The sequence below is a fragment of the Pseudomonas sp. SAR267 genome, assembly GCF_052077595.1.
Lineage (GTDB): Bacteria > Pseudomonadota > Gammaproteobacteria > Pseudomonadales > Pseudomonadaceae > Aquipseudomonas > Aquipseudomonas vlassakiae.
In genome coordinates this window covers 2,331,235-2,356,103 of record NZ_JBQIHU010000001.1, presented here as the reverse complement: position 1 = coordinate 2,356,103, position 24,869 = coordinate 2,331,235, and the positions used below count along the sequence as shown (strand labels likewise).

35 protein-coding genes are annotated in these 24,869 nt (G+C 57.2%); all 35 read left to right on the top strand.

The annotated features are described in order from the left end of the window. Positions 1 to 7 precede the first annotated feature (7 nt). The 35 genes from rpoC to bfr all read left to right on the top strand — a co-directional run bounded on the left by rpoC (position 8) and on the right by bfr (position 24,836). Positions 8 to 4,207: a DNA-directed RNA polymerase subunit beta' gene (gene rpoC, locus ACTORR_RS11380; RefSeq protein ID WP_054887145.1), complete on the top strand. Its 4,200-nt coding sequence runs from the start codon at positions 8 to 10 to the stop codon at positions 4,205 to 4,207. A 211-nt stretch (positions 4,208 to 4,418) separates the two neighbouring features. Continuing rightward, positions 4,419 to 4,790 carry a 30S ribosomal protein S12 gene (rpsL, locus tag ACTORR_RS11375; RefSeq protein ID WP_003255492.1) on the top strand — a complete coding sequence of 124 codons (372 nt, stop codon included), beginning with the start codon at positions 4,419 to 4,421 and terminating at the stop codon, positions 4,788 to 4,790. A gap of 106 nt (positions 4,791 to 4,896) precedes the next feature. Continuing rightward, the gene (gene rpsG, locus ACTORR_RS11370; RefSeq protein WP_003246741.1) at positions 4,897 to 5,367 is read left to right on the top strand and encodes a 30S ribosomal protein S7; all 471 of its coding nucleotides are present in this window, start codon (positions 4,897 to 4,899) and stop codon (positions 5,365 to 5,367) included. Positions 5,368 to 5,397: 30 nt separating this feature from the next. After that, a complete protein-coding gene (gene fusA, locus ACTORR_RS11365) occupies positions 5,398 to 7,545 on the top strand; it encodes an elongation factor G (RefSeq protein ID WP_054887144.1) in 2,148 nt (715 codons plus the stop codon). A 27-nt stretch (positions 7,546 to 7,572) separates the two neighbouring features. Continuing rightward, complete coding sequence (gene tuf, locus ACTORR_RS11360) at positions 7,573 to 8,766, top strand: elongation factor Tu (protein ID WP_441343637.1); 1,194 nt, start codon at positions 7,573 to 7,575, stop codon at positions 8,764 to 8,766. A 141-nt stretch (positions 8,767 to 8,907) separates the two neighbouring features. Further along, positions 8,908 to 9,219 (top strand): 30S ribosomal protein S10, encoded by a 312-nt coding sequence (gene rpsJ / locus ACTORR_RS11355; RefSeq protein WP_003186070.1) that lies wholly within the window; start codon positions 8,908 to 8,910, stop codon positions 9,217 to 9,219. An 80-nt stretch (positions 9,220 to 9,299) separates the two neighbouring features. Next, a complete protein-coding gene (gene rplC / locus ACTORR_RS11350) occupies positions 9,300 to 9,935 on the top strand; it encodes a 50S ribosomal protein L3 (RefSeq protein ID WP_027917847.1) in 636 nt (211 codons plus the stop codon). 12 nt (positions 9,936 to 9,947) lie between these two features. Next, a complete protein-coding gene (gene rplD / locus ACTORR_RS11345; RefSeq protein WP_027917846.1) occupies positions 9,948 to 10,550 on the top strand; it encodes a 50S ribosomal protein L4 in 603 nt (200 codons plus the stop codon). After that, the gene (gene rplW, locus ACTORR_RS11340; protein ID WP_003255484.1) at positions 10,547 to 10,846 is read left to right on the top strand and encodes a 50S ribosomal protein L23; all 300 of its coding nucleotides are present in this window, start codon (positions 10,547 to 10,549) and stop codon (positions 10,844 to 10,846) included. The genes rplD and rplW overlap by 4 nt, the downstream gene beginning before the upstream one ends. A gap of 14 nt (positions 10,847 to 10,860) precedes the next feature. Then, entirely contained in the window at positions 10,861 to 11,685 is an 825-nt protein-coding gene (rplB, locus tag ACTORR_RS11335) for a 50S ribosomal protein L2 (RefSeq protein ID WP_003255483.1), read from the top strand. A gap of 16 nt (positions 11,686 to 11,701) precedes the next feature. Beyond that, complete coding sequence (gene rpsS / locus ACTORR_RS11330) at positions 11,702 to 11,977, top strand: 30S ribosomal protein S19 (protein WP_003255482.1); 276 nt, start codon at positions 11,702 to 11,704, stop codon at positions 11,975 to 11,977. A gap of 11 nt (positions 11,978 to 11,988) precedes the next feature. Further along, a complete protein-coding gene (gene rplV, locus ACTORR_RS11325; protein ID WP_003103908.1) occupies positions 11,989 to 12,321 on the top strand; it encodes a 50S ribosomal protein L22 in 333 nt (110 codons plus the stop codon). Positions 12,322 to 12,334: 13 nt separating this feature from the next. Beyond that, the gene (rpsC, locus tag ACTORR_RS11320; protein WP_003255481.1) at positions 12,335 to 13,021 is read left to right on the top strand and encodes a 30S ribosomal protein S3; all 687 of its coding nucleotides are present in this window, start codon (positions 12,335 to 12,337) and stop codon (positions 13,019 to 13,021) included. Positions 13,022 to 13,033: 12 nt separating this feature from the next. Next, the gene (rplP, locus tag ACTORR_RS11315) at positions 13,034 to 13,447 is read left to right on the top strand and encodes a 50S ribosomal protein L16 (RefSeq protein WP_003255479.1); all 414 of its coding nucleotides are present in this window, start codon (positions 13,034 to 13,036) and stop codon (positions 13,445 to 13,447) included. After that, positions 13,447 to 13,638: a 50S ribosomal protein L29 gene (gene rpmC, locus ACTORR_RS11310; protein ID WP_002555481.1), complete on the top strand. Its 192-nt coding sequence runs from the start codon at positions 13,447 to 13,449 to the stop codon at positions 13,636 to 13,638. Before rplP ends, rpmC begins: the two co-directional genes overlap by 1 nt. A 2-nt stretch (positions 13,639 to 13,640) precedes the next feature. Next, positions 13,641 to 13,907, top strand: a complete 267-nt coding sequence (gene rpsQ / locus ACTORR_RS11305) for a 30S ribosomal protein S17 (protein WP_008089812.1) — start codon at positions 13,641 to 13,643, stop codon at positions 13,905 to 13,907. 23 nt (positions 13,908 to 13,930) lie between these two features. Then, on the top strand, positions 13,931 to 14,299 hold the full coding sequence (gene rplN / locus ACTORR_RS11300) for a 50S ribosomal protein L14 (protein WP_008089810.1): 369 nt from the start codon (positions 13,931 to 13,933) through the stop codon (positions 14,297 to 14,299). 11 nt (positions 14,300 to 14,310) lie between these two features. After that, positions 14,311 to 14,625, top strand: a complete 315-nt coding sequence (gene rplX, locus ACTORR_RS11295) for a 50S ribosomal protein L24 (RefSeq protein ID WP_016715319.1) — start codon at positions 14,311 to 14,313, stop codon at positions 14,623 to 14,625. Positions 14,626 to 14,645: 20 nt separating this feature from the next. Then, positions 14,646 to 15,185, top strand: a complete 540-nt coding sequence (rplE, locus tag ACTORR_RS11290) for a 50S ribosomal protein L5 (RefSeq protein ID WP_003255474.1) — start codon at positions 14,646 to 14,648, stop codon at positions 15,183 to 15,185. Between the two features lie 13 nt (positions 15,186 to 15,198). Further along, positions 15,199 to 15,504, top strand: a complete 306-nt coding sequence (gene rpsN / locus ACTORR_RS11285) for a 30S ribosomal protein S14 (protein ID WP_012316516.1) — start codon at positions 15,199 to 15,201, stop codon at positions 15,502 to 15,504. A gap of 209 nt (positions 15,505 to 15,713) precedes the next feature. Further along, the gene (rpsH, locus tag ACTORR_RS11280; RefSeq protein ID WP_009681971.1) at positions 15,714 to 16,106 is read left to right on the top strand and encodes a 30S ribosomal protein S8; all 393 of its coding nucleotides are present in this window, start codon (positions 15,714 to 15,716) and stop codon (positions 16,104 to 16,106) included. 12 nt (positions 16,107 to 16,118) lie between these two features. Then, positions 16,119 to 16,652, top strand: a complete 534-nt coding sequence (gene rplF, locus ACTORR_RS11275) for a 50S ribosomal protein L6 (RefSeq protein WP_054887033.1) — start codon at positions 16,119 to 16,121, stop codon at positions 16,650 to 16,652. A 10-nt stretch (positions 16,653 to 16,662) separates the two neighbouring features. Continuing rightward, positions 16,663 to 17,013 carry a 50S ribosomal protein L18 gene (gene rplR, locus ACTORR_RS11270; RefSeq protein WP_003255467.1) on the top strand — a complete coding sequence of 117 codons (351 nt, stop codon included), beginning with the start codon at positions 16,663 to 16,665 and terminating at the stop codon, positions 17,011 to 17,013. 3 nt (positions 17,014 to 17,016) lie between these two features. Further along, a complete protein-coding gene (rpsE, locus tag ACTORR_RS11265; protein ID WP_003255465.1) occupies positions 17,017 to 17,517 on the top strand; it encodes a 30S ribosomal protein S5 in 501 nt (166 codons plus the stop codon). A gap of 2 nt (positions 17,518 to 17,519) precedes the next feature. Continuing rightward, a complete protein-coding gene (gene rpmD, locus ACTORR_RS11260) occupies positions 17,520 to 17,696 on the top strand; it encodes a 50S ribosomal protein L30 (protein ID WP_003255463.1) in 177 nt (58 codons plus the stop codon). A gap of 3 nt (positions 17,697 to 17,699) precedes the next feature. After that, entirely contained in the window at positions 17,700 to 18,134 is a 435-nt protein-coding gene (gene rplO, locus ACTORR_RS11255) for a 50S ribosomal protein L15 (RefSeq protein WP_023382625.1), read from the top strand. Continuing rightward, positions 18,135 to 19,466 (top strand): preprotein translocase subunit SecY, encoded by a 1,332-nt coding sequence (gene secY / locus ACTORR_RS11250; protein WP_016393394.1) that lies wholly within the window; start codon positions 18,135 to 18,137, stop codon positions 19,464 to 19,466. Between the two features lie 28 nt (positions 19,467 to 19,494). Continuing rightward, positions 19,495 to 19,611 carry a 50S ribosomal protein L36 gene (rpmJ, locus tag ACTORR_RS11245; protein ID WP_002555468.1) on the top strand — a complete coding sequence of 39 codons (117 nt, stop codon included), beginning with the start codon at positions 19,495 to 19,497 and terminating at the stop codon, positions 19,609 to 19,611. 131 nt (positions 19,612 to 19,742) lie between these two features. Further along, complete coding sequence (gene rpsM / locus ACTORR_RS11240) at positions 19,743 to 20,099, top strand: 30S ribosomal protein S13 (RefSeq protein ID WP_003255457.1); 357 nt, start codon at positions 19,743 to 19,745, stop codon at positions 20,097 to 20,099. Between the two features lie 18 nt (positions 20,100 to 20,117). Beyond that, a complete protein-coding gene (gene rpsK / locus ACTORR_RS11235) occupies positions 20,118 to 20,507 on the top strand; it encodes a 30S ribosomal protein S11 (protein WP_003255454.1) in 390 nt (129 codons plus the stop codon). A gap of 15 nt (positions 20,508 to 20,522) precedes the next feature. Beyond that, positions 20,523 to 21,143, top strand: coding sequence for a 30S ribosomal protein S4 (gene rpsD, locus ACTORR_RS11230; RefSeq protein WP_027917844.1), 621 nt, complete (start codon positions 20,523 to 20,525; stop codon positions 21,141 to 21,143). A 22-nt stretch (positions 21,144 to 21,165) separates the two neighbouring features. After that, positions 21,166 to 22,167 (top strand): DNA-directed RNA polymerase subunit alpha, encoded by a 1,002-nt coding sequence (locus ACTORR_RS11225; protein WP_003255452.1) that lies wholly within the window; start codon positions 21,166 to 21,168, stop codon positions 22,165 to 22,167. 42 nt (positions 22,168 to 22,209) lie between these two features. Then, complete coding sequence (gene rplQ, locus ACTORR_RS11220) at positions 22,210 to 22,596, top strand: 50S ribosomal protein L17 (RefSeq protein ID WP_003255451.1); 387 nt, start codon at positions 22,210 to 22,212, stop codon at positions 22,594 to 22,596. A gap of 172 nt (positions 22,597 to 22,768) precedes the next feature. Beyond that, complete coding sequence (locus ACTORR_RS11215) at positions 22,769 to 24,208, top strand: catalase (protein WP_099814599.1); 1,440 nt, start codon at positions 22,769 to 22,771, stop codon at positions 24,206 to 24,208. Between the two features lie 163 nt (positions 24,209 to 24,371). Further along, positions 24,372 to 24,836 (top strand): bacterioferritin, encoded by a 465-nt coding sequence (gene bfr / locus ACTORR_RS11210; protein WP_016715322.1) that lies wholly within the window; start codon positions 24,372 to 24,374, stop codon positions 24,834 to 24,836. Positions 24,837 to 24,869: the final 33 nt, after the last annotated feature.

The following is a 24,869-nucleotide window of genomic DNA, read 5'->3' as shown; positions in this document are numbered from 1 at the left end:
AAAGGCCTTGAAAGACCTACTGAATTTGCTGAAAAACCAGGGTCAAGTCGAAGAGTTCGACGCCATCCGCATCGGTCTGGCGTCGCCTGAAATGATCCGTTCGTGGTCGTTCGGTGAAGTTAAGAAGCCGGAAACCATCAACTACCGTACGTTCAAGCCTGAGCGTGACGGCCTGTTCTGCGCCAAGATCTTTGGCCCAGTCAAGGACTACGAGTGCCTGTGCGGCAAGTACAAGCGCCTCAAGCACCGTGGCGTGATCTGCGAGAAGTGCGGCGTTGAAGTTGCCCTGGCCAAGGTTCGTCGTGAGCGCATGGCGCACATCGAACTGGCCTCGCCGGTTGCCCACATCTGGTTCCTGAAGTCGCTGCCGTCCCGTATCGGCCTGCTGATGGACATGACCCTGCGTGACATCGAGCGCGTGCTCTACTTCGAGAGCTACGTCGTGATCGACCCAGGCATGACCACCCTCGAGAAGGGTCAGCTGCTCAACGACGAGCAGTACTTCGAAGCGCTGGAAGAGTTCGGTGACGACTTCGACGCCCGCATGGGTGCCGAGGCTGTCCGCGAGCTGCTGCACGCCATCGACCTGGAGCACGAGATTGGCCGCCTGCGCGAAGAGATTCCGCAGACCAACTCGGAAACCAAGATCAAGAAGCTGTCCAAGCGCCTGAAGCTGATGGAAGCTTTCCAGGGCTCGGGCAACCTGCCTGAGTGGATGGTCCTGACCGTACTGCCAGTACTGCCGCCGGACCTGCGTCCGCTGGTACCGCTGGATGGCGGCCGCTTCGCGACCTCCGACCTGAACGACCTGTATCGTCGGGTGATCAACCGTAACAACCGTCTGAAGCGCCTGCTCGATCTGTCGGCGCCAGACATCATCGTGCGCAACGAAAAGCGCATGCTGCAGGAAGCGGTCGACGCCCTGCTGGACAATGGCCGTCGCGGTCGCGCCATCACTGGCTCGAACAAGCGTCCGCTGAAGTCCCTGGCCGACATGATCAAAGGTAAGCAAGGTCGCTTCCGTCAGAACTTGCTCGGTAAGCGTGTGGACTACTCCGGCCGTTCGGTAATTACCGTAGGCCCGACCCTGCGTCTGCACCAGTGCGGTCTGCCGAAGAAGATGGCGCTCGAGCTGTTCAAGCCGTTCATTTTCGGCAAGCTGGAAATGCGTGGTCTGGCGACCACCATCAAGGCTGCCAAGAAGATGGTCGAGCGCGAGCTGCCAGAGGTATGGGACGTTCTCGCCGAAGTGATTCGCGAACACCCCGTGCTGCTCAACCGTGCACCGACCCTGCACCGTCTGGGTATCCAGGCATTCGAACCGGTACTGATCGAAGGTAAGGCCATCCAGCTGCACCCGCTGGTCTGCGCCGCGTACAACGCCGACTTCGACGGTGACCAGATGGCCGTTCACGTGCCGCTGACGCTGGAAGCCCAGCTCGAAGCGCGCGCGCTGATGATGTCGACCAACAACATCCTGTCGCCAGCCAACGGTGAGCCAATCATCGTTCCGTCGCAGGACGTTGTACTGGGTCTGTACTACATGACCCGTGAAGCCATCAACGCCAAGGGCGAAGGTCGCGTATTCGCCGACCTGCAGGAAGTCGACCGCGTGTTCCGCGCCGGCGAAGCTGCCCTACACGCGAAAATCAAGGTTCGTATCAACGAAACCGTGAGAGAGCGTGACGGTTCGGTGGTCAAGAATACCCGCATCGTCGACACCACCGTCGGCCGTGCGCTGCTGTTCCAGGTTGTTCCGGCAGGCCTGCCGTACGACGTGGTCAACCAGCCGATGAAAAAGAAGGCGATCTCCAAGCTGATCAACCAGTGCTACCGCGTGGTGGGTCTGAAAGAGACCGTTATCTTCGCTGACCAGCTGATGTACACCGGTTTCGCCTACTCGACCATTTCCGGCGTTTCCATCGGTGTTAACGACTTCGTTATCCCGGACGAGAAAGCCCGCATCATCGGTAACGCTACCGACGAAGTGAAGGAAATCGAGAGCCAGTACGCCTCCGGCCTGGTAACCCAGGGCGAGAAGTACAACAAGGTCATCGACTTGTGGTCGAAGGCGAACGACGAAGTGTCCAAGGCGATGATGGCCAACCTCTCGAAAGAGAAGGTCATCGATCGCGATGGCAACGAAGTCGACCAAGAGTCCTTCAACTCGATGTACATGATGGCTGACTCGGGTGCGCGGGGTTCCGCAGCCCAGATCCGTCAGCTGGCTGGTATGCGTGGCCTGATGGCCAAGCCGGACGGCTCGATCATCGAGACGCCGATCACCGCGAACTTCCGTGAAGGTCTGAGCGTACTCCAGTACTTCATCTCGACCCACGGTGCTCGTAAGGGTCTGGCGGATACCGCACTGAAGACTGCGAACTCCGGTTACCTGACTCGTCGTCTGGTAGACGTTGCACAAGACTTGGTCGTGACCGAGATCGACTGCGGCACCGACCAGGGCCTGCTGATGACCCCGCACATCGAAGGCGGCGACGTTGTAGAGCCGCTGGGTGAGCGTGTACTGGGCCGTGTCATCGCCCGTGACGTGTTCAAGCCAGGCACCGAGGACGTCATCGTTCCGGCCGGTACCCTGGTCGACGAGCAGTGGGTCGAGTTCATCGAGCTGAACAGCATCGACGAAGTGGTCGTGCGTTCGCCGATCAACTGCGAAACCCGTTTCGGTATCTGCGCCAAGTGCTACGGTCGTGACCTGGCTCGTGGTCACCAGGTGAACATCGGTGAAGCTGTCGGCGTTATCGCTGCGCAGTCGATCGGTGAGCCGGGTACCCAGCTGACCATGCGTACGTTCCACATCGGTGGTGCTGCAAGCCGTACCTCGGCTGCCGACAGCGTCCAGGTGAAGAATGGCGGTATGGTTCGCCTGCACAACCTGAAACAGGTTGAGCGTGCCGACGGTAACCTGGTTGCCGTATCGCGTTCCGGCGAGCTGGCCATTGCCGACGAATTCGGTCGTGAGCGTGAGCGCTACAAGCTGCCTTACGGTGCGGTGATTTCGGTCAAGGAAGGTGACAAGGTCGAAGCTGGCGCCATCGTCGCCAAGTGGGACCCGCACACCCACCCGATCGTTACCGAACTGAAAGGTACCGTGACCTTCGTGGGCATGGAAGAAAACATCACCATCAAGCGTCAGACGGATGAGCTGACCGGCTTGACCAACATTGAAGTGATGGACGTCAAGGATCGCCCTGCCGCAGGCAAGGAAATCCGTCCGGCAATCAAGATGGTCGACGCCGCTGGCAAGGACCTGTACCTGCCAGGTACCGACGTACCTGCCCAGTACTTCCTGCCGGCCAACGCCCTCGTGGGTGTGGCTGACGGTGCCCAGATCGGTGTTGGTGACGTTATCGCGCGTATTCCGCAAGAAACGTCGAAGACCCGTGACATCACCGGTGGTCTGCCACGCGTTGCCGACCTGTTCGAAGCGCGCCGTCCGAAGGAAGCCTCGATTCTGGCTGAAGTCAGCGGCACCATCGCGTTCGGTAAGGAGACCAAGGGCAAGCGTCGTCTGGTCATCACTCCGACCGACGGCAGCGAGCCGTACGAAGAGCTGATTCCGAAGTGGCGCCACCTGAACGTCTTCGAAGGCGAACAGGTAAACCGCGGCGAAGTTATCTCCGACGGCCCGAGCGATCCGCACGACATCCTGCGTCTGCTGGGTGTGAGCGCGCTGGCCAAATACATCGTCAACGAGATCCAGGACGTTTACCGTCTGCAAGGCGTTAAGATCAACGACAAGCACATCGAGACCATCCTGCGTCAGATGCTGCGCAAGGTCGAGATCGCCGAGTCGGGTGACTCCAGCTTCATCAAGGGCGACCAGATGGAACTGACCCAGGTGCTGATGGAAAACGAGCGCCTGGCAGCGGAAGACAAGTTCGTCTCCAAATACACCCGCGTGCTGCTGGGTATCACCAAGGCCTCGCTGTCGACCGAATCGTTCATCTCCGCGGCTTCCTTCCAGGAAACCACCCGCGTACTGACCGAAGCGGCTGTAACCGGGAAGCGTGACTACCTGCGCGGCCTGAAAGAGAACGTGGTCGTGGGTCGTCTGATCCCGGCTGGTACTGGTCTGGCCTACCACAGCGAGCGCAAGCGCCGCCGTGATGCCGACAAACCGCTGCGTGTGAGCGCCAGTGAGGTGGAAGCCGCACTGACCGAAGCGCTGAACTCCAGCGGTAACTAAGTACAGGGCAGGGCCCCGGCAAACCTCGAACGACCATCGCTGACATGAAATGTTGCCGATGATCGGGCGAGGAGGGCCGGGGCCTCGTCTTGACTGGGTGCAAGATCCTCCGTAGACTTTTGTACCCTTAAATTTGGTGAGGCTCCGTCTCGCCAATTTTTGGCTTTCTTGCAAGACAATAGAGTCGCAAGACAATCAGTGGAGCTAGTAGATGGCAACTATCAACCAGCTGGTACGTCAGCCGCGTAAGCGTTCGGTCGAGAAGTCCGACGTTCCTGCGCTGCAGAACTGCCCGCAGCGTCGTGGCGTGTGCACCCGCGTGTACACCACCACGCCGAAAAAACCTAACTCGGCACTGCGTAAAGTATGCCGTGTGCGTCTGACCAACGGTTTCGAGGTTTCCTCGTACATCGGTGGTGAAGGCCACAACCTGCAAGAGCACAGCGTCGTCCTGATCCGTGGCGGCCGTGTAAAAGACTTGCCAGGTGTTCGTTACCACACCGTTCGCGGCTCTCTGGATACTTCGGGCGTTAAAGGCCGTAACCAGGGTCGTTCGAAATACGGTACCAAGCGTCCGAAGTAATCGGCCGTTTGCAGACATCCATTTTTTTGAGTCGATAAGAGTAAGGTCGGGCAGGGGTCGAAGACCCGCGTCCCGGGCTAACCTGAAGACCGTTTGAGGGCTTATCATGCCAAGACGTCGTGTAGCAGCAAAACGTGAGATCCTTGACGATCCGAAGTACGGATCCCAGATCCTCGCCAAGTTCATGAACCACGTGATGGAAAGCGGCAAGAAGGCCGTAGCCGAGCGCATCGTTTACGGTGCCCTGGATACCGTCAAAGCACGCAAGAACAGCGACCCCCTGGAAATCTTCGAGAAAGCTCTCGACGCCATCGCTCCGCTGGTCGAAGTAAAGTCCCGTCGTGTCGGCGGTGCCACTTACCAGGTTCCGGTTGAAGTTCGTCCATCCCGTCGTAACGCTCTGGCAATGCGCTGGCTCGTAGACTACGCCCGCAAGCGCGGCGAGAAGTCGATGGCTCTGCGTCTGGCCGGTGAGCTGCTGGATGCTGCCGAAGGCAAGGGTGCTGCGGTCAAGAAGCGTGAAGACGTGCACCGTATGGCTGAAGCCAACAAAGCGTTCTCGCACTACCGCTTCTAATTCAAGCATCAATTATTTTGCGAGGGCTTTATGGCTCGTACTACAGCAATTAACCGCTACCGTAACATCGGTATCTGCGCCCACGTTGACGCGGGCAAGACTACCACTACCGAGCGGATCCTGTTCTACACAGGTCTGAGCCACAAGATGGGCGAGGTGCATGACGGCGCCGCGACCACCGACTGGATGGTGCAGGAGCAGGAGCGCGGTATCACCATTACCTCCGCTGCCGTTACCACCTTCTGGAAAGGTTCCCGTGGTCAGTACGACAACTACCGCGTAAACGTCATCGATACCCCCGGCCACGTTGACTTCACCATTGAAGTTGAGCGTTCGCTGCGTGTACTCGACGGCGCGGTCGTTGTGTTCTGCGGTACTTCCGGCGTTGAGCCGCAGTCCGAAACCGTATGGCGTCAGGCCAACAAGTACGGCGTTCCACGTGTTGTCTACGTGAACAAGATGGACCGTGCCGGTGCCAACTTCCTGCGCGTTGTCGGCCAGATCAAGAACCGCCTGGGCCACACCCCGGTTCCGATCCAGCTGGCTATCGGTGCAGAAGACGATTTCCAGGGTCAGGTCGACCTGATCAAGATGAAAGCCATCTACTGGAACGAAGACGACAAGGGTACTACCTACCGTGAGGAAGAAATTCCTGCGGATCTGGTCGACCTGGCTAACGAATGGCGCAACAACATGGTTGAAGCCGCCGCCGAAGCCAGCGAAGAGCTGATGAACAAGTACCTTGAAGAAGGTGAGCTGACCGTCGAAGAAATCAAGGCAGGCCTGCGCGCGCGCACCCTGGCCAGCGAGATCGTTCCGGCTGTCTGCGGTTCGTCGTTCAAGAACAAGGGCGTTCCCCTGGTTCTCGACGCCGTCATCGACTTCCTGCCTGCTCCGACCGAGATTCCTGCGATCAAGGGTATCCACCCTGATCTGGCCGAAGTGCCGAAGGATGAAGTCACTCCTGAGCAGTACGACGAGCGTCACGCCAGCGATGACGAGCCGTTCTCGGCTCTGGCATTCAAGATTGCCACCGACCCGTTCGTTGGTACTCTGACCTTCGTCCGCGTTTACTCGGGCTTCCTGACCTCTGGTGACTCCGTCGTCAACTCGGTCAAGGGCAAGAAAGAGCGCGTTGGTCGTATGGTGCAGATGCACGCCAACCAGCGTGAAGAAATCAAGGAAGTACGTGCAGGCGACATCGCTGCTCTGATCGGCATGAAGGACGTCACCACCGGTGACACCCTGTGCAACGCCGACAAGCCGATCATCCTCGAGCGTATGGACTTCCCTGAGCCGGTAATTTCGCTCTCCGTAGAGCCGAAAACCAAGGCTGACCAGGAGAAGATGGGTATCGCTCTGGGCAAACTGGCCCAGGAAGACCCGTCGTTCCGCGTCAAGACCGACGAAGAAACCGGCCAGACCATCATCTCCGGTATGGGCGAGCTGCACCTGGACATCCTCGTTGACCGCATGAAGCGCGAGTTCAACGTCGAAGCCAACATTGGCAAGCCGCAGGTTTCGTACCGCGAGAAGATCACCAAGTCCAACGTCGAAATCGAAGGCAAATTCGTTCGTCAGTCGGGCGGCCGTGGTCAGTTCGGTCACTGCTGGATCCGTTTCTCGGAGCCGGATCAGGACGACAAGGGCAACATCACCGAAGGTCTGGTGTTCGCCAACGAAGTCGTTGGTGGTGTGATTCCTAAGGAATACATCCCTGCGATCCAGAAGGGTATCGAAGAGCAGATGAAAAACGGCGTTGTTGCCGGTTATCCTCTGATCGGCCTGAAGGCCGCGGTATTCGATGGTTCGTACCACGACGTCGACTCCAACGAAATGGCGTTCAAGATCGCTGCTTCGATGGCAACCAAGCAACTGGCCCAGAAGGGCGGTGGCGTGGTTCTCGAGCCGATCATGAAGGTCGAAGTTGTAACCCCGGAAGACTACCTGGGTGACGTGATGGGTGACCTGAACCGTCGTCGTGGTCTGGTACAGGGTATGGATGAGTCGGTCTCTGGCCGCGTCGTCCGCGCTGAAGTTCCGCTCGGAGAGATGTTCGGTTACGCGACCGACGTTCGTTCCATGTCTCAGGGTCGCGCAAGCTACTCCATGGAATTCTCCAAATACGCCGAAGCTCCGTCGAACATCGTCGAAGCACTCGTTAAAAAACAAGGCTAATCCCCTTTAGGCAAGAGGTTCACTGTCGTGGCTAAAGAAAAATTTGATCGTTCCCTTCCCCACGTTAACGTCGGCACCATTGGCCACGTTGACCACGGTAAGACCACTCTGACCGCAGCTCTGACTCGCGTCTGCTCCGAAGTTTTCGGTTCGGCCGTCGTTGAGTTCGACAAGATCGACTCGGCTCCGGAAGAAAAAGCACGCGGTATCACCATCAACACCGCTCACGTCGAGTACAACTCGAACATTCGTCACTACGCTCACGTTGACTGCCCAGGTCACGCTGACTACGTGAAGAACATGATCACCGGTGCTGCCCAGATGGACGGCGCGATCCTGGTTTGCTCGGCCGCCGATGGTCCGATGCCACAAACCCGTGAGCACATCCTGCTGTCCCGTCAGGTTGGCGTTCCGTACATCGTGGTCTTCCTGAACAAGGCTGACCTGGTAGACGACGCTGAGCTGCTGGAACTGGTCGAGATGGAAGTTCGCGACCTGCTGTCCACCTACGACTTCCCAGGCGACGACACTCCGATCATCATCGGTTCGGCTCGTATGGCGCTGGAAGGCAAAGACGACAACCAAATGGGTACTACCGCTGTCAAGAAGCTGGTAGAAACTCTGGATGCCTACATCCCTGAGCCAGTTCGTGCCATCGACCAGCCATTCCTGATGCCAATCGAAGACGTATTCTCGATCTCGGGCCGTGGTACCGTTGTTACCGGCCGTATCGAGCGTGGTATCGTCCGCGTTCAGGATCCGCTGGAAATCGTTGGTCTGCGTGACACCTCCACCACCACCTGCACCGGCGTCGAGATGTTCCGCAAGCTGCTGGACGAAGGCCGTGCTGGCGAGAACTGCGGCGTTCTGCTGCGTGGTACCAAGCGTGACGACGTTGAGCGTGGCCAGGTTCTGGTCAAGCCAGGTTCGGTCAAGCCGCACACCAAGTTCACCGCAGAAGTCTACGTCCTGTCGAAGGAAGAAGGCGGCCGTCACACTCCGTTCTTCAAAGGCTACCGTCCTCAGTTCTACTTCCGTACCACTGACGTGACCGGTAACTGCGAACTGCCGGAAGGCGTTGAAATGGTAATGCCAGGTGACAACATTCAGATGACTGTTACCCTGATCAAGACCATCGCAATGGAAGACGGTCTGCGCTTCGCTATCCGTGAAGGCGGTCGTACCGTCGGCGCCGGCGTCGTAGCCAAAATCATCGAGTAATCACTCGACCGATTGAAAAAACCCCCGCTCAGCGGGGGTTTTTTTTATTGGGTTGACACTAAATTGGGGCGTCTATAGAATCACGCCTCCTTTTAGCGGGCGTAGTGCGTCCGTTGGGAACAGCCTGGAGTCTGAAATCCAATGCAAAATCAGCAAATCCGTATCAGGTTGAAGGCTTTCGACCATCGCCTGATCGACCAATCCACCCAGGAAATCGTGGAAACCGCGAAACGTACTGGTGCACAAGTGCGTGGTCCAATTCCACTGCCTACCCGCAAAGAGCGTTTCACCGTTCTGGTCTCCCCGCACGTCAACAAAGACGCGCGTGACCAGTACGAGATTCGCACTCATAAGCGTGTTCTGGACATCGTCCAGCCAACGGATAAAACCGTTGACGCGCTGATGAAGCTCGATCTGGCGGCAGGTGTGGAAGTACAGATCAGCCTCGGCTAAGACTTCGGTCTAGTCGTGTAACGCTCTGAAATGGGCGGCCATAGCGGGTGAAAGCCCCGTACACTCATGAGGTTTACAACATGACTATTGGTGTAATCGGTCGCAAGTGCGGTATGACCCGCATTTTCACCGAAGAAGGTGTCTCCATTCCGGTCACGGTCATTGAGATCGAGCCGAATCGTGTCACCCAGTTCAAAACTGAAGAAACCGATGGCTACCGTGCAGTGCAAGTCACTGTCGGCGAGCGTCGTGCTTCGCGTGTGACTGCCGCTCAGGCAGGTCACTTCGCCAAGGCCAACGTTGCCGCTGGTCGCGGTGTCTGGGAGTTCCGTCTTGAAGAAGGCGAGTTCCAGGCTGGCGACTCGATCAAAGCTGAACTCTTCACTGCAGGCCAGCTGGTTGACGTTACTGGTCAGTCCAAAGGTAAAGGCTTCGCCGGTACCATCAAGCGCTGGAACTTCCGTGGCCAGGACAACACCCACGGTAACTCCGTGTCGCACCGTGTCCCAGGTTCCATCGGCCAGTGCCAGACTCCTGGTCGTGTGTTCAAGGGCAAGAAAATGTCCGGTCACATGGGCGCCGAGCGCGTGACTGTTCAGTCCCTGGAAGTAGTTCGCGTAGACGCTGAGCGCAACCTGCTGCTCGTCAAGGGTGCCGTTCCTGGCGCTACTGGCGGCGACGTGGTTGTACGTCCAGCTGTCAAGGCTCGCGGTTAAGGGGATACTGACATGCAACTTAATGTAAATGACGCTCAGGCGATCGAAGTTTCCGAACTGGCTTTCGGTGGCGAATTCAACGAGACGCTGGTACACCAAGCAGTCGTAGCCTACATGGCTGGCGGCCGTCAGGGCACCAAGCAGCAGAAGACCCGTTCCGACGTGGCCGGTGGCGGTAAGCGCCCATGGCGTCAGAAGGGTACTGGCCGTGCTCGTGCTGGTACCACTCGTGGTCCGATCTGGCGTGGCGGTGGTGTAACCTTCGCAGCTCGTCCTCAAGATCACTCGCAGAAGCTCAACAAGAAGATGTACCGCGCAGCCCTGCGCTCCATCCTCGCTGAGCTGGTGCGTAGCGACCGTCTGGTCGTGGTTCAGGACTTCGCTGTTGAAGCGCCGAAAACCAAAGATCTGCTGAACAAGCTGAACGGCATGGGTCTGAACGACGTACTGATCGTTTCCGACGCTGTTGATCAGAACCTGTACCTGGCTGCTCGCAACCTGCCGCACGTCGATGTACGTGACGTTCAAGGTTCCGACCCGGTCAGTCTGATCGCATACGAGAAGGTGTTGATCACCGTCTCGGCCGTGAAGAAATTCGAGGAGCTGCTGGGATGAACCAGGAACGCGTATTCAAAGTCCTCCTTGGCCCGCACGTTTCCGAGAAGGCTACCGTTCTGGCTGAGAAAAAAGGCCAGTTCGTATTCAAGGTTGCTACCGATGCAACCAAGCTGGAAATCAAGAAAGCTGTCGAAGGCCTGTTCAACGTAAAAGTTGAAAACGTGTCGACTGTTAACGTTCTGGGTAAAACCAAGCGTACCGCACGTGGTCTGGGCAAGCGTAATGACTGGAAGAAGGCGATCGTCTCCCTTCAGCCAGGCCAAGATCTCGATTTCAGCAGCAGTGCTGAGTAAGGAAGGGGTGCATCATGGCAATCGTTAAATGCAAACCGACTTCCCCTGGCCGCCGTTTCGTGGTCAAGGTGGTCAACAAGGAGCTGCACAAAGGCGCTCCTCACGCACCGCTGATCGAGAAAAAATCGAAGTCTGGTGGTCGTAACAACAATGGCCGCATTACCACTCGTCACGTTGGTGGTGGTCATAAGCAGCATTACCGTCTGGTCGACTTCCGTCGCAACGACAAAGATGGCATCCCAGCCACTGTCGAGCGTATCGAATACGATCCAAACCGTACTGCTCACATCGCCCTGCTGTGCTACGCAGACGGTGAGCGTCGCTACATCATCGCCCCTAAAGGCGTGAGCGCTGGCGACCAGCTGATCGCAGGTGCCCTGGCCCCAATCAAGGCCGGTAACTCCCTGCAGCTGCGCAACATTCCAGTAGGTAGCACCATTCACGGCATCGAACTGAAGCCGGGTAAAGGTGCTCAGATCGCACGTTCCGCTGGTGCTTCGGCTCAGCTGATCGCTCGTGAAGGTGTCTACGTGACCCTGCGTCTGCGCTCTGGTGAAATGCGTAAAGTCCTGGCTGAGTGCCGTGCGACCCTGGGTGAAGTCTCGAACTCCGAGCACAGCCTGCGTTCGCTGGGTAAAGCTGGTGCCAAACGCTGGCGCGGCGTTCGCCCAACCGTTCGTGGTGTTGCCATGAACCCGGTTGACCACCCACATGGTGGTGGTGAAGGTCGTACCTCCGGTGGTCGTCATCCGGTATCGCCATGGGGCTTCCCAACCAAGGGTGCGAAGACCCGCGGTAATAAGCGTACCGACAACATGATCGTCCGTCGTCGCAAGTAACTAGAGGGATACGACAGTGCCACGTTCTCTGAAAAAAGGTCCTTTTATCGATCTTCACCTGTTGAAGAAGGTCGAAGTGGCGGTGGAGAAGAACGATCGCAAGCCAGTTAAAACCTGGTCGCGCCGTTCGATGATCCTGCCACAAATGGTCGGTCTGACCATCGCGGTTCACAACGGTCGTCAGCATGTCCCAGTTCTCGTGAACGAAGACATGGTCGGCCACAAACTGGGCGAGTTCGCCGGTACCCGCACCTATCGCGGGCACGTGGCTGACAAGAAAGCCAAGCGTTAAGGGGTAAGGAAATGGAAGTAGCCGCTAAGTTGTCGGGCGCTCGCATCTCCGCCCAGAAAGCCCGCTTGGTCGCCGACCAGATCCGCGGGAAGAAGGTGGGCGAAGCGCTCAACCTGTTGGCCTTCAGCAGCAAAAAAGCCGCTGAAATCATGAAGAAAGTCCTCGAGTCGGCCGTAGCCAACGCCGAACACAACGAAGGCGCAGACGTTGATGACCTGAAGGTCTCCACCGTCTTCGTCAACGAAGGGCGTTCGCTGAAGCGCATCATGCCACGTGCCAAGGGCCGTGCTGATCGCATCGTCAAGCGGTCTTGCCATATCACTGTCAAGGTTGCGGACAAGTAACGGAGTCGATCAGATGGGTCAGAAAGTACATCCCACTGGCATTCGCCTGGGAATCGTCAAGGAGCACACCTCCGTCTGGTACGCAGACGGTGCTACTTACGCAGATTACCTGTTGAAGGATCTGAAAACGCGTGAGTACCTCCAAGACAAACTAAAAAGCGCGTCCGTAAGCCGTATCGATATTCATCGTCCGGCTCAAACTGCACGCATCACCATCCACACCGCTCGTCCAGGTATCGTTATCGGGAAGAAAGGTGAAGATGTCGAGAAGCTGCGTCAGGACCTGACCAAGCAGATGGGTGTGCCTGTGCACATCAACATCGAAGAGATCCGCAAGCCGGAACTCGACGCTATGCTGGTTGCGCAGAGCGTAGCTCAGCAGCTGGAACGCCGCGTAATGTTCCGTCGCGCCATGAAGCGCGCCGTACAGAACGCCATGCGTATTGGTGCCAAGGGCATCAAGATCCAGGTGAGCGGTCGTCTCGGCGGTGCTGAGATTGCTCGTACCGAGTGGTATCGCGAAGGTCGTGTGCCGCTGCACACCCTGCGTGCCGATATCGACTACAACACCTACGAAGCTCACACCACTTACGGTGTGATCGGTGTGAAGGTTTGGATCTTCAAAGGCGAAGTTATTGGTGGTCGCCAAGAAGAACTGAAACCACAAGCACCAGCGCCTCGTAAAAAAGCTGCTAAGTAAGGGGTACGCCAAATGTTGCAACCAAAGCGTACAAAATTCCGCAAGCAGATGACTGGCCACAACCGTGGTCTGGCACTGCGCGGTAGCAAAGTCAGCTTCGGCGAATTCGCCCTGAAAGCTGTTGCTCGCGGTCGCCTCACCGCTCGCCAGATCGAGTCCGCACGTCGTGCGCTGACCCGTCACGTGAAGCGTGGCGGCAAGATCTGGATCCGTGTGTTCCCGGACAAGCCGATCTCCAAGAAGCCTCTCGAGGTTCGTATGGGTAAAGGTAAAGGTTCCGTGGAATACTGGGTTGCCCAGATCCAGCCAGGCAAAGTCCTGTACGAGATCGAGGGTGTTTCTGAAGAGCTGGCGCGCGAAGCTTTCGCCCTGGCTGCTGCAAAGCTGCCTCTCGCCACCTCCTTTGTTAAGCGGACGGTGATGTGATGAAAGCGAATGAACTTCGTGAAAAATCTGCACAGCAACTGAATGAGCAACTGCTCGGCTTGCTGCGCGACCAGTTCAATCTGCGTATGCAGAAGGCAACTGGCCAGTTGGGGCAGTCGCACCTGCTCTCGCAAGTTAAGCGTGACATCGCTCGCGTGAAAACTGTGCTTAACCAGCAGGCAGGTAAGTGATCATGGCTGAAGCTGAAAAAACCGTCCGTACGCTGACTGGCCGTGTCGTCAGCGACAAAATGGACAAGACCATCACCGTTCTGATCGAGCGTCGCGTAAAGCACCCGATCTACGGTAAATACGTTAAGCGTTCGACTAAGCTGCACGCGCACGACGAATCCAACCAGTGCAAAATCGGCGACAAGGTTTCCATCCGTGAAACCCGTCCGCTGGCCAAGACCAAGTCCTGGGCACTGGTTGAAGTCCTCGAACGCGCTGTTGAAGTCTAAGGGCTAGGGGTCGGAGAAATTTTATGATTCAGACTCAATCCATGCTCGATGTGGCCGATAACAGCGGCGCTCGTCGCGTCATGTGCATCAAGGTTCTCGGCGGTTCGCACCGCCGTTACGCCGGCATCGGTGACATCATCAAAGTAACCGTCAAGGAAGCAATTCCACGCGGTAAGGTCAAAAAAGGCCAAGTGATGACTGCTGTTGTCGTCCGTACCCGTCACGGTGTACGTCGCGCTGACGGTTCCATCATTCGTTTCGACGGCAACGCTGCTGTTCTGCTGAACACCAAGCAAGAGCCGATCGGCACTCGCATCTTCGGGCCAGTGACCCGTGAACTTCGTACTGAGAAGTTCATGAAGATCGTCTCGCTCGCCCCTGAAGTGCTGTAAGGAGATCCGACATGCAAAAGATTCGTCGTGACGACGAGATCATCGTGATCGCCGGCAAAGACAAAGGTAAGCGCGGTAAGGTGCTGAAGGTTCTGGCTGATGACCGTCTGGTCGTCGGTGGTGTGAACCTGGTCAAGCGTCATACCAAGCCTAACCCGATGGCGGGCGTTCAGGGCGGTATCGTCGAAAAAGAAGCGCCTCTGCACGCTTCCAACGTTGCCATCTTCAACGGCGAAACCAACAAGGCTGACCGCGTTGGTTTCAAAGTAGAAGACGGTAAGAAAATTCGTGTCTTCAAGTCGACCCAAAAAGCGGTTGATGCTTGAACACTGCTAGGTAGAAGACCATGGCACGACTGAAAGAGATTTACCGGAACGAAATCGCTCCTAAGCTTAAGGAAGAACTTAAGCTGTCGAACGTGATGGAAGTTCCGCGCGTTACCAAGATCACCCTGAACATGGGTCTGGGCGAAGCGATCGGCGACAAGAAAGTCATCGAGCACGCTGTTGCCGACCTGGAAAAGATCACCGGTCAAAAGCCGGTCGTGACTTTCGCTCGTAAATCCATCGCGGGCTTCAAAGTCCGTGAAGGATGGCCGATCGGCGTCAAGGTGACCCTGCGTAGCGACAAGATGTACGAATTCCTGGACCGCCTGCTGGCGATCTCCCTGCCTCGGGTACGCGACTTCCGCGGCCTGAATGCCAAGTCCTTCGATGGCCGTGGCAACTACAGCATGGGCGTGAAAGAGCAGATCATCTTCCCGGAAATCGACTACGACAAGATCGATGCTCTGCGCGGTTTGGACATCACCCTGACCACCACTGCTCGTTCGGATGACGAAGGCCGCGCTCTGCTGCGTGCATTCAAATTCCCGTTCCGCAACTGATTGGAGTAGGAAAATGGCCAAGAAGAGCATGAAAAACCGCGAGCTGAAGCGTCAGCTCACGGTAGCCAAGTTCGCCAAAAAGCGTGCTGAGCTGAAAGCGACCATCGTCAACCTGAACGCCTCTCCAGAAGAGCGTTTCGCTGCCGTTGTCGCTCTGCAGAAGCAGCCACGTGATGCCAGCGCTGCGCGTCTGCGCAACCGTTGCCGCCTGACTGGTCGTCCTCACGGTGTATACCGTAAGTTCGGCCTGGGCCGTAACATGCTGCGTCAAGCTGCAATGCGCGGTGACGTACCGGGTCTGGTCAAAGCCTCCTGGTAATCCCTGCAGGTGTGATCCCGGTGGACGGGGAGCAATCTTCCGACCATCGGTGACCTCGCCAACAAACAAGCCCCCTCGTGGGGCTTGTTTCGTTTCTGCCTTATGTCTAGAATGACCGGCTCACCTGAGCCTGGGTTTTTTACCCTGCCCGCTCGGGTGGTTGTGATAGCCGCAAGGCTAATATTTCTTGTATCAGGAGCATCTAGCCCATGAGTATGCAGGACCCGTTAGCGGACATGCTAACTCGCATCCGTAATGCCCAGATGGCTGAAAAGTCCGTCGTAAGCATGCCTTCCTCCACCCTGAAGGTCGCGGTTGCCAAAGTTCTGAAGGACGAAGGTTACATCGCTGGCTACCAGGTTACTGGTGAAGCCAAGCCTTCCCTGTCGATCGAACTGAAGTACTTCGAAGGCCGTCCGGTCATCGAGGAACTGAAGCGCTCCAGCCGTCCAGGCCTGCGCCAGTACAAGTCCGTCGCTGAGCTGCCGAAAGTACGTGGCGGCCTGGGCGTGTCTATTGTCTCCACCAACAAAGGTGTGATGACTGATCGCGCTGCGCGCGCTGCCGGTGTCGGCGGCGAAGTTCTCTGCACAGTGTTCTAAGGGGGGATAGACATGTCTCGCGTCGCTAAGAACCCCGTTAAGCTGCCTTCTGGTGTCGAAGTCAAATTCGCCGGCCAGCAGCTTTCGGTGAAGGGTGCCAAAGGTACTCTCGAACTGAACGTTCACTCGTCTGTTGAAGTTACCGAAGAGTCTGGTGAGCTGCGTTTCGTCGCTCGCAATGGTGACCAGCAAGCTCGCGCCATGGCCGGTACTACCCGCGCTCTGGTCAACAACATGGTCCAAGGCGTAAGCCAAGGCTTCGAGCGCAAGCTCCAGCTGGTCGGTGTTGGTTACAAGGCACAGGCCAAAGGCACCGTCCTGAACCTGGCCCTGGGCTTCTCTCACCCAGTGGATTACGAACTGCCAGCCGGCATCACCGCTGAAACTCCTAGCCAGACCGACATCCTGATCAAGGGTATCGACAAGCAGCTGGTAGGTCAGGTGGCCGCTGAAATCCGCGGGTTCCGTCCGCCAGAGCCTTACAAAGGCAAGGGTGTGCGTTACGCGGACGAAGCAGTCCGTCGTAAAGAAGCCAAGAAGAAGTAGGGCCTAGCAAATGACCGACAAAAAAGTTATTCGACTGCGTCGCGCTCGCAAAGCACGTCTCAAGATGCACGAACTCGAAGTCGTGCGCCTGTGCGTGTTCCGCTCCTCGCAGCACATCTACGCCCAGGTCATTTCGGCCGACGGCAGCAAGGTTCTGGCAAGCGCCTCGACCTTGGACAAAGACCTGCGTGATGGCGCCACTGGCAACATCGACGCGGCCACTAAGGTTGGCAAGCTGGTAGCTGAGCGCGCGAAAGCCGCCGGTGTATCTCAAGTTGCCTTTGACCGTTCCGGCTTCAAGTACCATGGCCGCGTCAAAGCGCTGGCTGATGCTGCTCGTGAAGGCGGGCTGGAGTTCTAAGTTATGGCAAATAACGATCAAAAGCGCGACGAAGGCTACATCGAGAAGCTGGTTCAAGTTAACCGCGTAGCTAAAACCGTAAAAGGCGGCCGTATCTTCACCTTCACCGCACTGACCGTGGTGGGTGATGGCAAGGGTCGCGTTGGTTTTGGCCGTGGCAAGTCGCGCGAAGTACCTGCTGCGATCCAGAAAGCCATGGAAGCTGCACGTCGCAACATGATCCAGGTTGACCTGAAGGGCACCACCCTGCAGTACGCCACCAAGGCTGCCCACGGCGCCTCGAAGGTTTACATGCAGCCTGCTTCGGAAGGTACCGGTATCATCGCCGGCGGTGCAATGCGTGCCGTCCTGGAAGTTGCTGGTGTTCAGAACGTCCTGGCCAAGTGCTACGGTTCGACCAACCCAGTGAACGTGGTTTACGCCACCTTCAAGGGTCTGAAAGCCATGCAATCTCCTGAGTCCATTGCTGCCAAGCGCGGCAAGAGCGTTGAGGAGATCTTCTAATCATGGCAACCGTAAAAGTAACGCTGATCAAGAGCGTCTCGGGCCGCCTGCCTAACCACAAACTGTGCGTTAAAGGTCTGGGTCTGCGTCGCATCGGTCACACTGTAGAAGTCCAGGATACTCCCGAGAACCGCGGGATGATCAACAAGGCTTACTACATGCTGAAGGTCGAGGGTTAATCGATGAAACTCAATGATCTGAGTCCAGCGCCGGGTTCCCGTCGCGAGAAGCATCGTCCAGGTCGTGGTATCGGTAGCGGTCTGGGTAAGACCGGCGGCCGTGGCCACAAAGGTCAGACCTCCCGTTCCGGTGGTTCGATCGCTCCTGGCTTCGAAGGCGGTCAACAGCCGCTGCACCGTCGTCTGCCGAAATTCGGCTTCGTTTCCCTGAAAGCCATGGACCGCGCTGAAGTGCGTCTGTCCGAGCTGGCCAAGGTGGAAGGCGACGTGGTTTCCGTACAGTCCCTGAAGGACGCCAACGTGATTGGTCAGAACGTACAGCGTGTGAAAATCATGCTGTCTGGCGAAGTCACTCGCGCAGTCACCATCAAGGGCATCGCAGCCACCAAGGGTGCGCGTGCGGCTATCGAAGCAGCTGGCGGCAAATTCGAGGAATAAATGGCTAAGCAAGGTGCTCTCTCTTCGCTCGGTAAGGGCGGGATGTCGGAACTCTGGGCTCGTCTGCGCTTTCTGTTCATGGCGATCATCGTCTATCGGATAGGTGCGCATATCCCGGTTCCTGGCATCAATCCAGACCGTCTGGCGGATCTGTTTCGGCAGAATGAGGGGACCATTCTTAGCTTGTTCAACATGTTTTCCGGTGGCGCGCTCGAGCGCATGAGCATCTTTGCATTGGGGATCATGCCGTACATCTCGGCATCGATCATCATGCAGCTGATGACGGCGGTCAGCCCGCAACTGGAGCAGTTGAAGAAGGAAGGTGAAGCTGGCCGTCGCAAGATCAGCCAGTACACCCGCTACGGCACCGTTATCCTGGCACTGGTTCAAGCCATTGGCATGTCCATTGGCCTGGCCAACCAGGGCGTGGCGTTTTCTGTAGGGCTCGGCTTCTATGTCGTTGCTGTCTCCACCTTCGTGGCAGGCGCGATGTTCATGATGTGGCTGGGTGAGCAGATCACCGAGCGCGGTGTGGGTAACGGTATCTCGATGTTGATCTTCGCAGGTATCGTTGCCGGTCTTCCGAGAGCAATCGGGCAGTCTTTCGAGTCTGCACGCACAGGCGATATCAACATTTTCGCCCTGGTCGCAATCGGTTTGCTTGCAGTAGCGATCATCGGTTTCGTGGTGTTCATTGAGCGTGGTCAGCGTCGTATCGCCGTTCACTACGCCAAGCGTCAGCAGGGCCGCAAGGTCTTTGCCGCGCAGACCAGCCACTTGCCGCTGAAGGTGAACATGGCAGGGGTTATCCCGGCCATTTTCGCGAGCAGCATTCTGCTGTTCCCGGCTTCGCTGGGTGCCTGGTTCGGTCAGTCCGAAGGTATGGGCTGGCTGCAGGACATCTCGCAGTCGATCGCTCCTGGTCAGCCGTTGAACATTCTGCTGTTTAGTGCAGGGATCATTTTCTTCTGCTTCTTCTACACAGCGTTGATGTTCAACCCGAAAGACGTAGCGGAAAACCTGAAGAAGTCCGGTGCCTTTATTCCGGGTATCCGTCCTGGTGAGCAGTCCGCACGCTACATTGATGGCGTTCTGACTCGTCTGACCATGTTCGGTGCTCTTTACATGATGGCCGTCTGCCTTCTGCCCCAGTTCCTGGTGGTGGCAGCAAATGTGCCGTTCTACCTTGGCGGGACCTCGTTGCTGATTGTGGTAGTGGTTGTGATGGACTTCATGTCCCAAGTACAATCGCACCTCGTTTCGCACCAGTACGAATCCCTGATGAAGAAAGCCAACCTGAAAGGCTACGGTGGCAGCGGTCTGCTGCGCTGATACGCCCCTAAGGTTCGAGGAGTCGGTAATGAAAGTTCGTGCATCGGTGAAAAAGCTGTGCCGCAACTGCAAGATCATCCGTCGCGAAGGCGTCGTACGAGTGATCTGCAGCGCGGAACCGCGTCACAAACAGCGCCAAGGCTGAGTGTGATCTGCGCTTCAAACCCAGCAGCTAGTGTGCTGCTGGGTTGATTATTCGTTTCTACAGCGATATTATCTCGCGCCCTATTTCTTGGCTTCCGGGGCGTAGGTAGCTGTCAATTGGAGTCCCACTGAATGGCCCGTATTGCAGGCGTCAACATTCCAGATAACAAGCATACTGTTATCTCGCTGACCTACATCTATGGTGTCGGTCGCACTACTGCACAGAAGATCTGTGCAGACGCTGGTGTCAACCCAGCCGCAAAGATCAAGGATCTGAGCGACGAGCAAATCGAAACCCTGCGTGGCGAAGTCGCGAAGTTCACCACCGAAGGTGACCTGCGTCGTGACATCAACATGAAGATCAAGCGCTTGATGGACCTGGGTTGCTACCGCGGCCTGCGTCATCGTAAAGGTCTGCCGGTTCGCGGTCAGCGCACCAAGACCAACGCACGCACCCGTAAGGGCCCGCGTAAGCCGATCCGCAAGTAATCGCCCAGGAATATAGACATGGCAAAACCTGCTGCTCGTCCTCGTAAAAAAGTCAAAAAGACAGTGGTTGATGGCATCGCCCACATCCATGCGTCTTTCAACAACACCATCGTGACCATCACCGACCGTCAGGGCAACGCATTGTCCTGGGCTACTTCCGGTGGTTCGGGTTTCCGTGGTTCGCGCAAATCCACCCCGTTCGCAGCTCAGATCGCTGCTGAGCGTGCTGGTCAAGCTGCGCTGGAATATGGTCTGAAGAACCTCGACGTCAACGTCAAGGGCCCAGGTCCAGGTCGTGAATCCGCCGTTCGTGCATTGAACAGCTGCGGCTACAAGATCGCCAGCATCACCGACGTGACGCCTATCCCGCACAACGGGTGCCGTCCGCCGAAGAAGCGTCGCGTGTAATCAGGAGACAGAAGAATGGCACGTTACATTGGTCCAAAATGCAAACTGTCTCGTCGTGAAGGCACCGACCTGTTCCTGAAGAGCGGCGTTCGCGCTCTGGAATCGAAGTGCAACATCGAAGCAGCCCCAGGTATCCACGGTCAGCGCCGTGGCCGTCAGTCCGACTACGGTACCCAGCTGCGCGAGAAGCAGAAAGTCCGTCGTATCTACGGTGTTCTGGAGCGTCAGTTCCGCGGTTACTACCAAGCTGCTGCCTCGAAAAAAGGCGCAACTGGTGAGAACCTGCTGCAACTGCTCGAGTGCCGTCTGGATAACGTCGTTTACCGTATGGGCTTCGGTTCGACTCGTTCCGAATCCCGTCAGCTGGTTTCGCACAAGGCGATCAGCGTCAACGGTAAGACTGTAAACATTCCATCCTACCAAGTTCGTCCGGGTGACGTGGTCGCGGTTCGCGAGAAGTCGCTGAACCAGCTGCGCATTGTTCAAGCCCTTGAACTGTGCGCCCAGCGTGGCCGCGTTGAGTGGGTAGACGTAGATTCTGCTAAGAAGTCGGGCGTTTTCAAGAACGTTCCTGCTCGTGGCGATCTGTCTGCCGACATCAACGAAAACCTGATTGTCGAGCTCTACTCCAAGTAAGGGCTAGAAAATAGGTGCATCCATGCAGATTTCGGTAAATGAGTTCCTGACTCCCCGCCATATTGATGTGCAGGTAGTCAGTCCGACCCGCGCCAAGATTACGCTCGAGCCTCTCGAGCGTGGTTTCGGCCATACCCTGGGCAACGCGCTGCGCCGCATCCTGTTGTCTTCCATGCCTGGCTGTGCAGTAGTCGAGGCCGAGATCGATGGCGTACTCCACGAGTACTCCGCGATCGAAGGTGTTCAGGAAGACGTCATTGAAATCCTGTTGAACCTGAAAGGCCTGGCTATCAAACTGCACGGTCGTGACGAAGTTACGCTGACCTTGTCGAAAAAGGGTTCGGGGGTGGTTACCGCTGCCGATATTCAGCTGGATCACGATGTCGAGATCGTCAACCCCGATCACGTAATCGCGAACCTGGCGTCCAACGGCGCCCTGAACATGAAGCTCACCGTAGCTCGTGGTCGTGGTTACGAGCCGGCTGACTCCCGTCAAACCGACGAAGACGAAAGCCGTAGCATTGGCCGTCTGCAGCTGGACGCTTCGTTCAGCCCGGTGCGTCGTATCGCCTATGTGGTCGAAAACGCCCGTGTTGAACAGCGTACCAACCTGGACAAGCTGGTCATTGATTTGGAAACCAACGGCACCCTGGATCCTGAAGAGGCTATCCGCCGCGCTGCGACCATCCTGCAACAGCAGTTGGCCGCGTTCGTCGACCTCAAGGGTGACAGCGAGCCTGTCGTAGTCGAGCAGGAAGACGAGATCGATCCGATCCTGCTGCGCCCGGTTGACGACCTGGAACTGACTGTACGTTCGGCCAACTGCCTCAAGGCGGAGAACATCTACTACATCGGCGACCTGATTCAGCGTACCGAAGTAGAGCTGTTGAAGACTCCTAACCTGGGCAAGAAGTCCCTGACTGAAATCAAGGACGTCCTGGCCTCTCGTGGTCTGTCTCTCGGCATGCGCCTCGACAACTGGCCGCCTGCAAGTCTTAAGAAAGACGACAAGGCGACCGCCTGATCGTCGTAATCACCGAACGTAGTGTTTGGTAAGGAATGAATCATGCGTCATCGTAAAAGTGGACGTCACCTGAGCCGTACCAGCTCTCACCGCAAGGCTATGTTCCAGAACATGGCAGTGTCGTTGATCGAGCACGAGCTGATCAAAACCACCCTGCCGAAAGCCAAGGAACTGCGCCGCGTTGCCGAGCCGCTGATCACCCTGGCCAAGGAAGACAGCGTTGCTAACCGTCGTCTGGCCTTCGATCGTACCCGTTCGAAGTCCGCTGTTGGCAAACTGTTCAACGACCTGGGCAAGCGTTACGCCACCCGTCAGGGCGGCTACCTGCGGATCCTGAAGTGCGGTTTCCGCGCTGGCGACAACGCGCCTATGGCGTACGTCGAGCTGGTTGATCGTCCGGTCGGCGGTGCTGTAGAAGCTGCTGAGTAAGACGTTCTGTCTGCTACAAAGAACCGGGCCTAGTGCCCGGTTTTTTGTTCTTGCAGGTATTGTTTATTTCTATTGATGTAACTCATGTAATGAATTTGTTCTGAGGTGACCGCTCATCGATACTTCTTCCCAAGCCGTTTAGCCGGCACTCGAAGACCGATAAGGAGAGCCCATGAGCAAACTTCTCACCACCGCCAGCGGTGCACCTGTAGCCGACAACCAGAATTCCCGCTCCGCCGGCCCGCGTGGCCCGCTGCTGCTCGACGACTTCCACCTGATCGAAAAGCTTGCCCACTTCAACCGCGAGAACATCCCTGAGCGTCGTGTGCATGCGAAAGGCTCGGGTGCCTACGGTACCTTCACCGTCACCCGCGATATCACCTCGTACACCAGTGCCAAGCTGTTCGAACAGATTGGCAAGCAGACCGAGACCTTCCTGCGCTTCTCGACGGTTGGTGGCGAGCGTGGCTCGGCAGATACCGAGCGCGATCCGCGTGGCTTTGCGGTCAAGTTCTACACCGAGGAAGGCAACTGGGACATCGTGGGCAACAACACCCCGGTGTTCTTCATCCGAGATCCGCTCAAGTTCCCGGATTTTATCCACACCCAGAAGCGCCACCCGCAAACCAACCTGAAGAACGCCCAGATGATGTGGGACTTCTGGTCGCATTCGCCCGAGGCCCTGCACCAGGTCACGATCCTGTTCTCCGACCGCGGCATTCCAGACGGTTACCGGCATATGCACGGGTTTGGCAGCCACACCTACAGCCTGGTCAATGGCCAAGGCGAGCGCACTTGGGTCAAGTGGCACTTCAAGACTCAGCAAGGTATCAAGAACCTGACTCCGGCCGATGCAGCGCGCCTGGCCGGCACCGATCCGGACTACGCCCAGCGTGACCTGTTCGAGGCTATCGAGCGTGGTGACTTCCCGCGCTGGACCGTGTGCATCCAGGTGATGAGCGAGGCCGAGGCGGCCAACCGCGACGAGAACCCGTTCGATGTGACCAAGACCTGGTCGCAAAAAGACTACCCGCTGATCGAAGTCGGTGTGCTGGAGCTCAACCGCAACCCGCTCAACTATTTCGCCGAAGTGGAGCAGGCGGCATTCGGCCCGAGCAACATGGTCCCGGGTGTTGGCTTGTCGCCAGACCGCATGCTGCAGGGCCGCGTATTCGCTTACGCCGATGCACACCGCTACCGTGTGGGTACCAACCACCAGCAACTGCCGGTGAACGCCCCACGTAGCCCGGTGAACAGCTACCAGCGCGATGGTTCGATGGCCATGGGCAGTTACGGCAGTGCGCCGAACTACGAGCCCAACAGCCACGCTGATGCGCCAAAGCAGTCGCCACGCTACGCCGAACCCGCACTGGCTCTCAGCGGTGCGGCGGACCGTCACAATCACCGCGAGGACAACGATTACTACAGCCACGCCGGCGCGCTGTTCCGCCTGATGAGTGACGAGCAGAAGGCGCTGCTGATCAGTAATATCGCCGGCGCCATGGCGGGCGTCAGCGAAGATGTGATTCAGCGCCAGTTGCAGTACTTCTACAAGGCTGACCCGGCCTACGGCGAAGGCATCGCCAAGGCATTGGGGGTGAATCTCGCCTAAGTCGAAGTGATAAGAAGAACCGCCCTCATTTGGGCGGTTTTTCAATGAATATCACTACTGTTTAACCGATTTTTTGCTTCTAATTGCGCATTTTTCAGTGACCGCGCGCAAAAGCTGGTTCACACTATGTGCATTAGTCGTTTTCACAGGGAGAAGCAGGGCGATGCAAGGTCACCCGGACGTTATCAACTACCTCGTCACATTGCTGAAGGGCGAACTGGCCGCTCGCGATCAGTACTTCATCCACTCGCGCATGTACGAAGACTGGGGCCTGACCAAGCTCTACGAGCGTATCAACCACGAGATGGAAGAAGAGACGCAGCACGCTGATGCCCTGATGCGTCGTATCCTCATGCTCGAAGGCACTCCGGACATGCGCGCGGATGATCTCGAAGTGGGCAGCACCGTGCCGGAAATGATCGAGGCCGACCTCAAGCTCGAGTACAAGGTGCGTGGCGCTCTGTGCAAAGGCATCGAGTTGTGCGAACTGCACAAGGACTACATCAGCCGCGACATCCTGCGCGCGCAGTTGGCTGATACCGAAGAAGATCACACCTACTGGCTGGAGAAGCAGCAGGGTCTGATCAAGGCCATCGGCCTGGAGAATTACCTGCAGTCGCAGATGTAAGTTATCCACAGCGTCATGAAAAAGCCCCTGGCA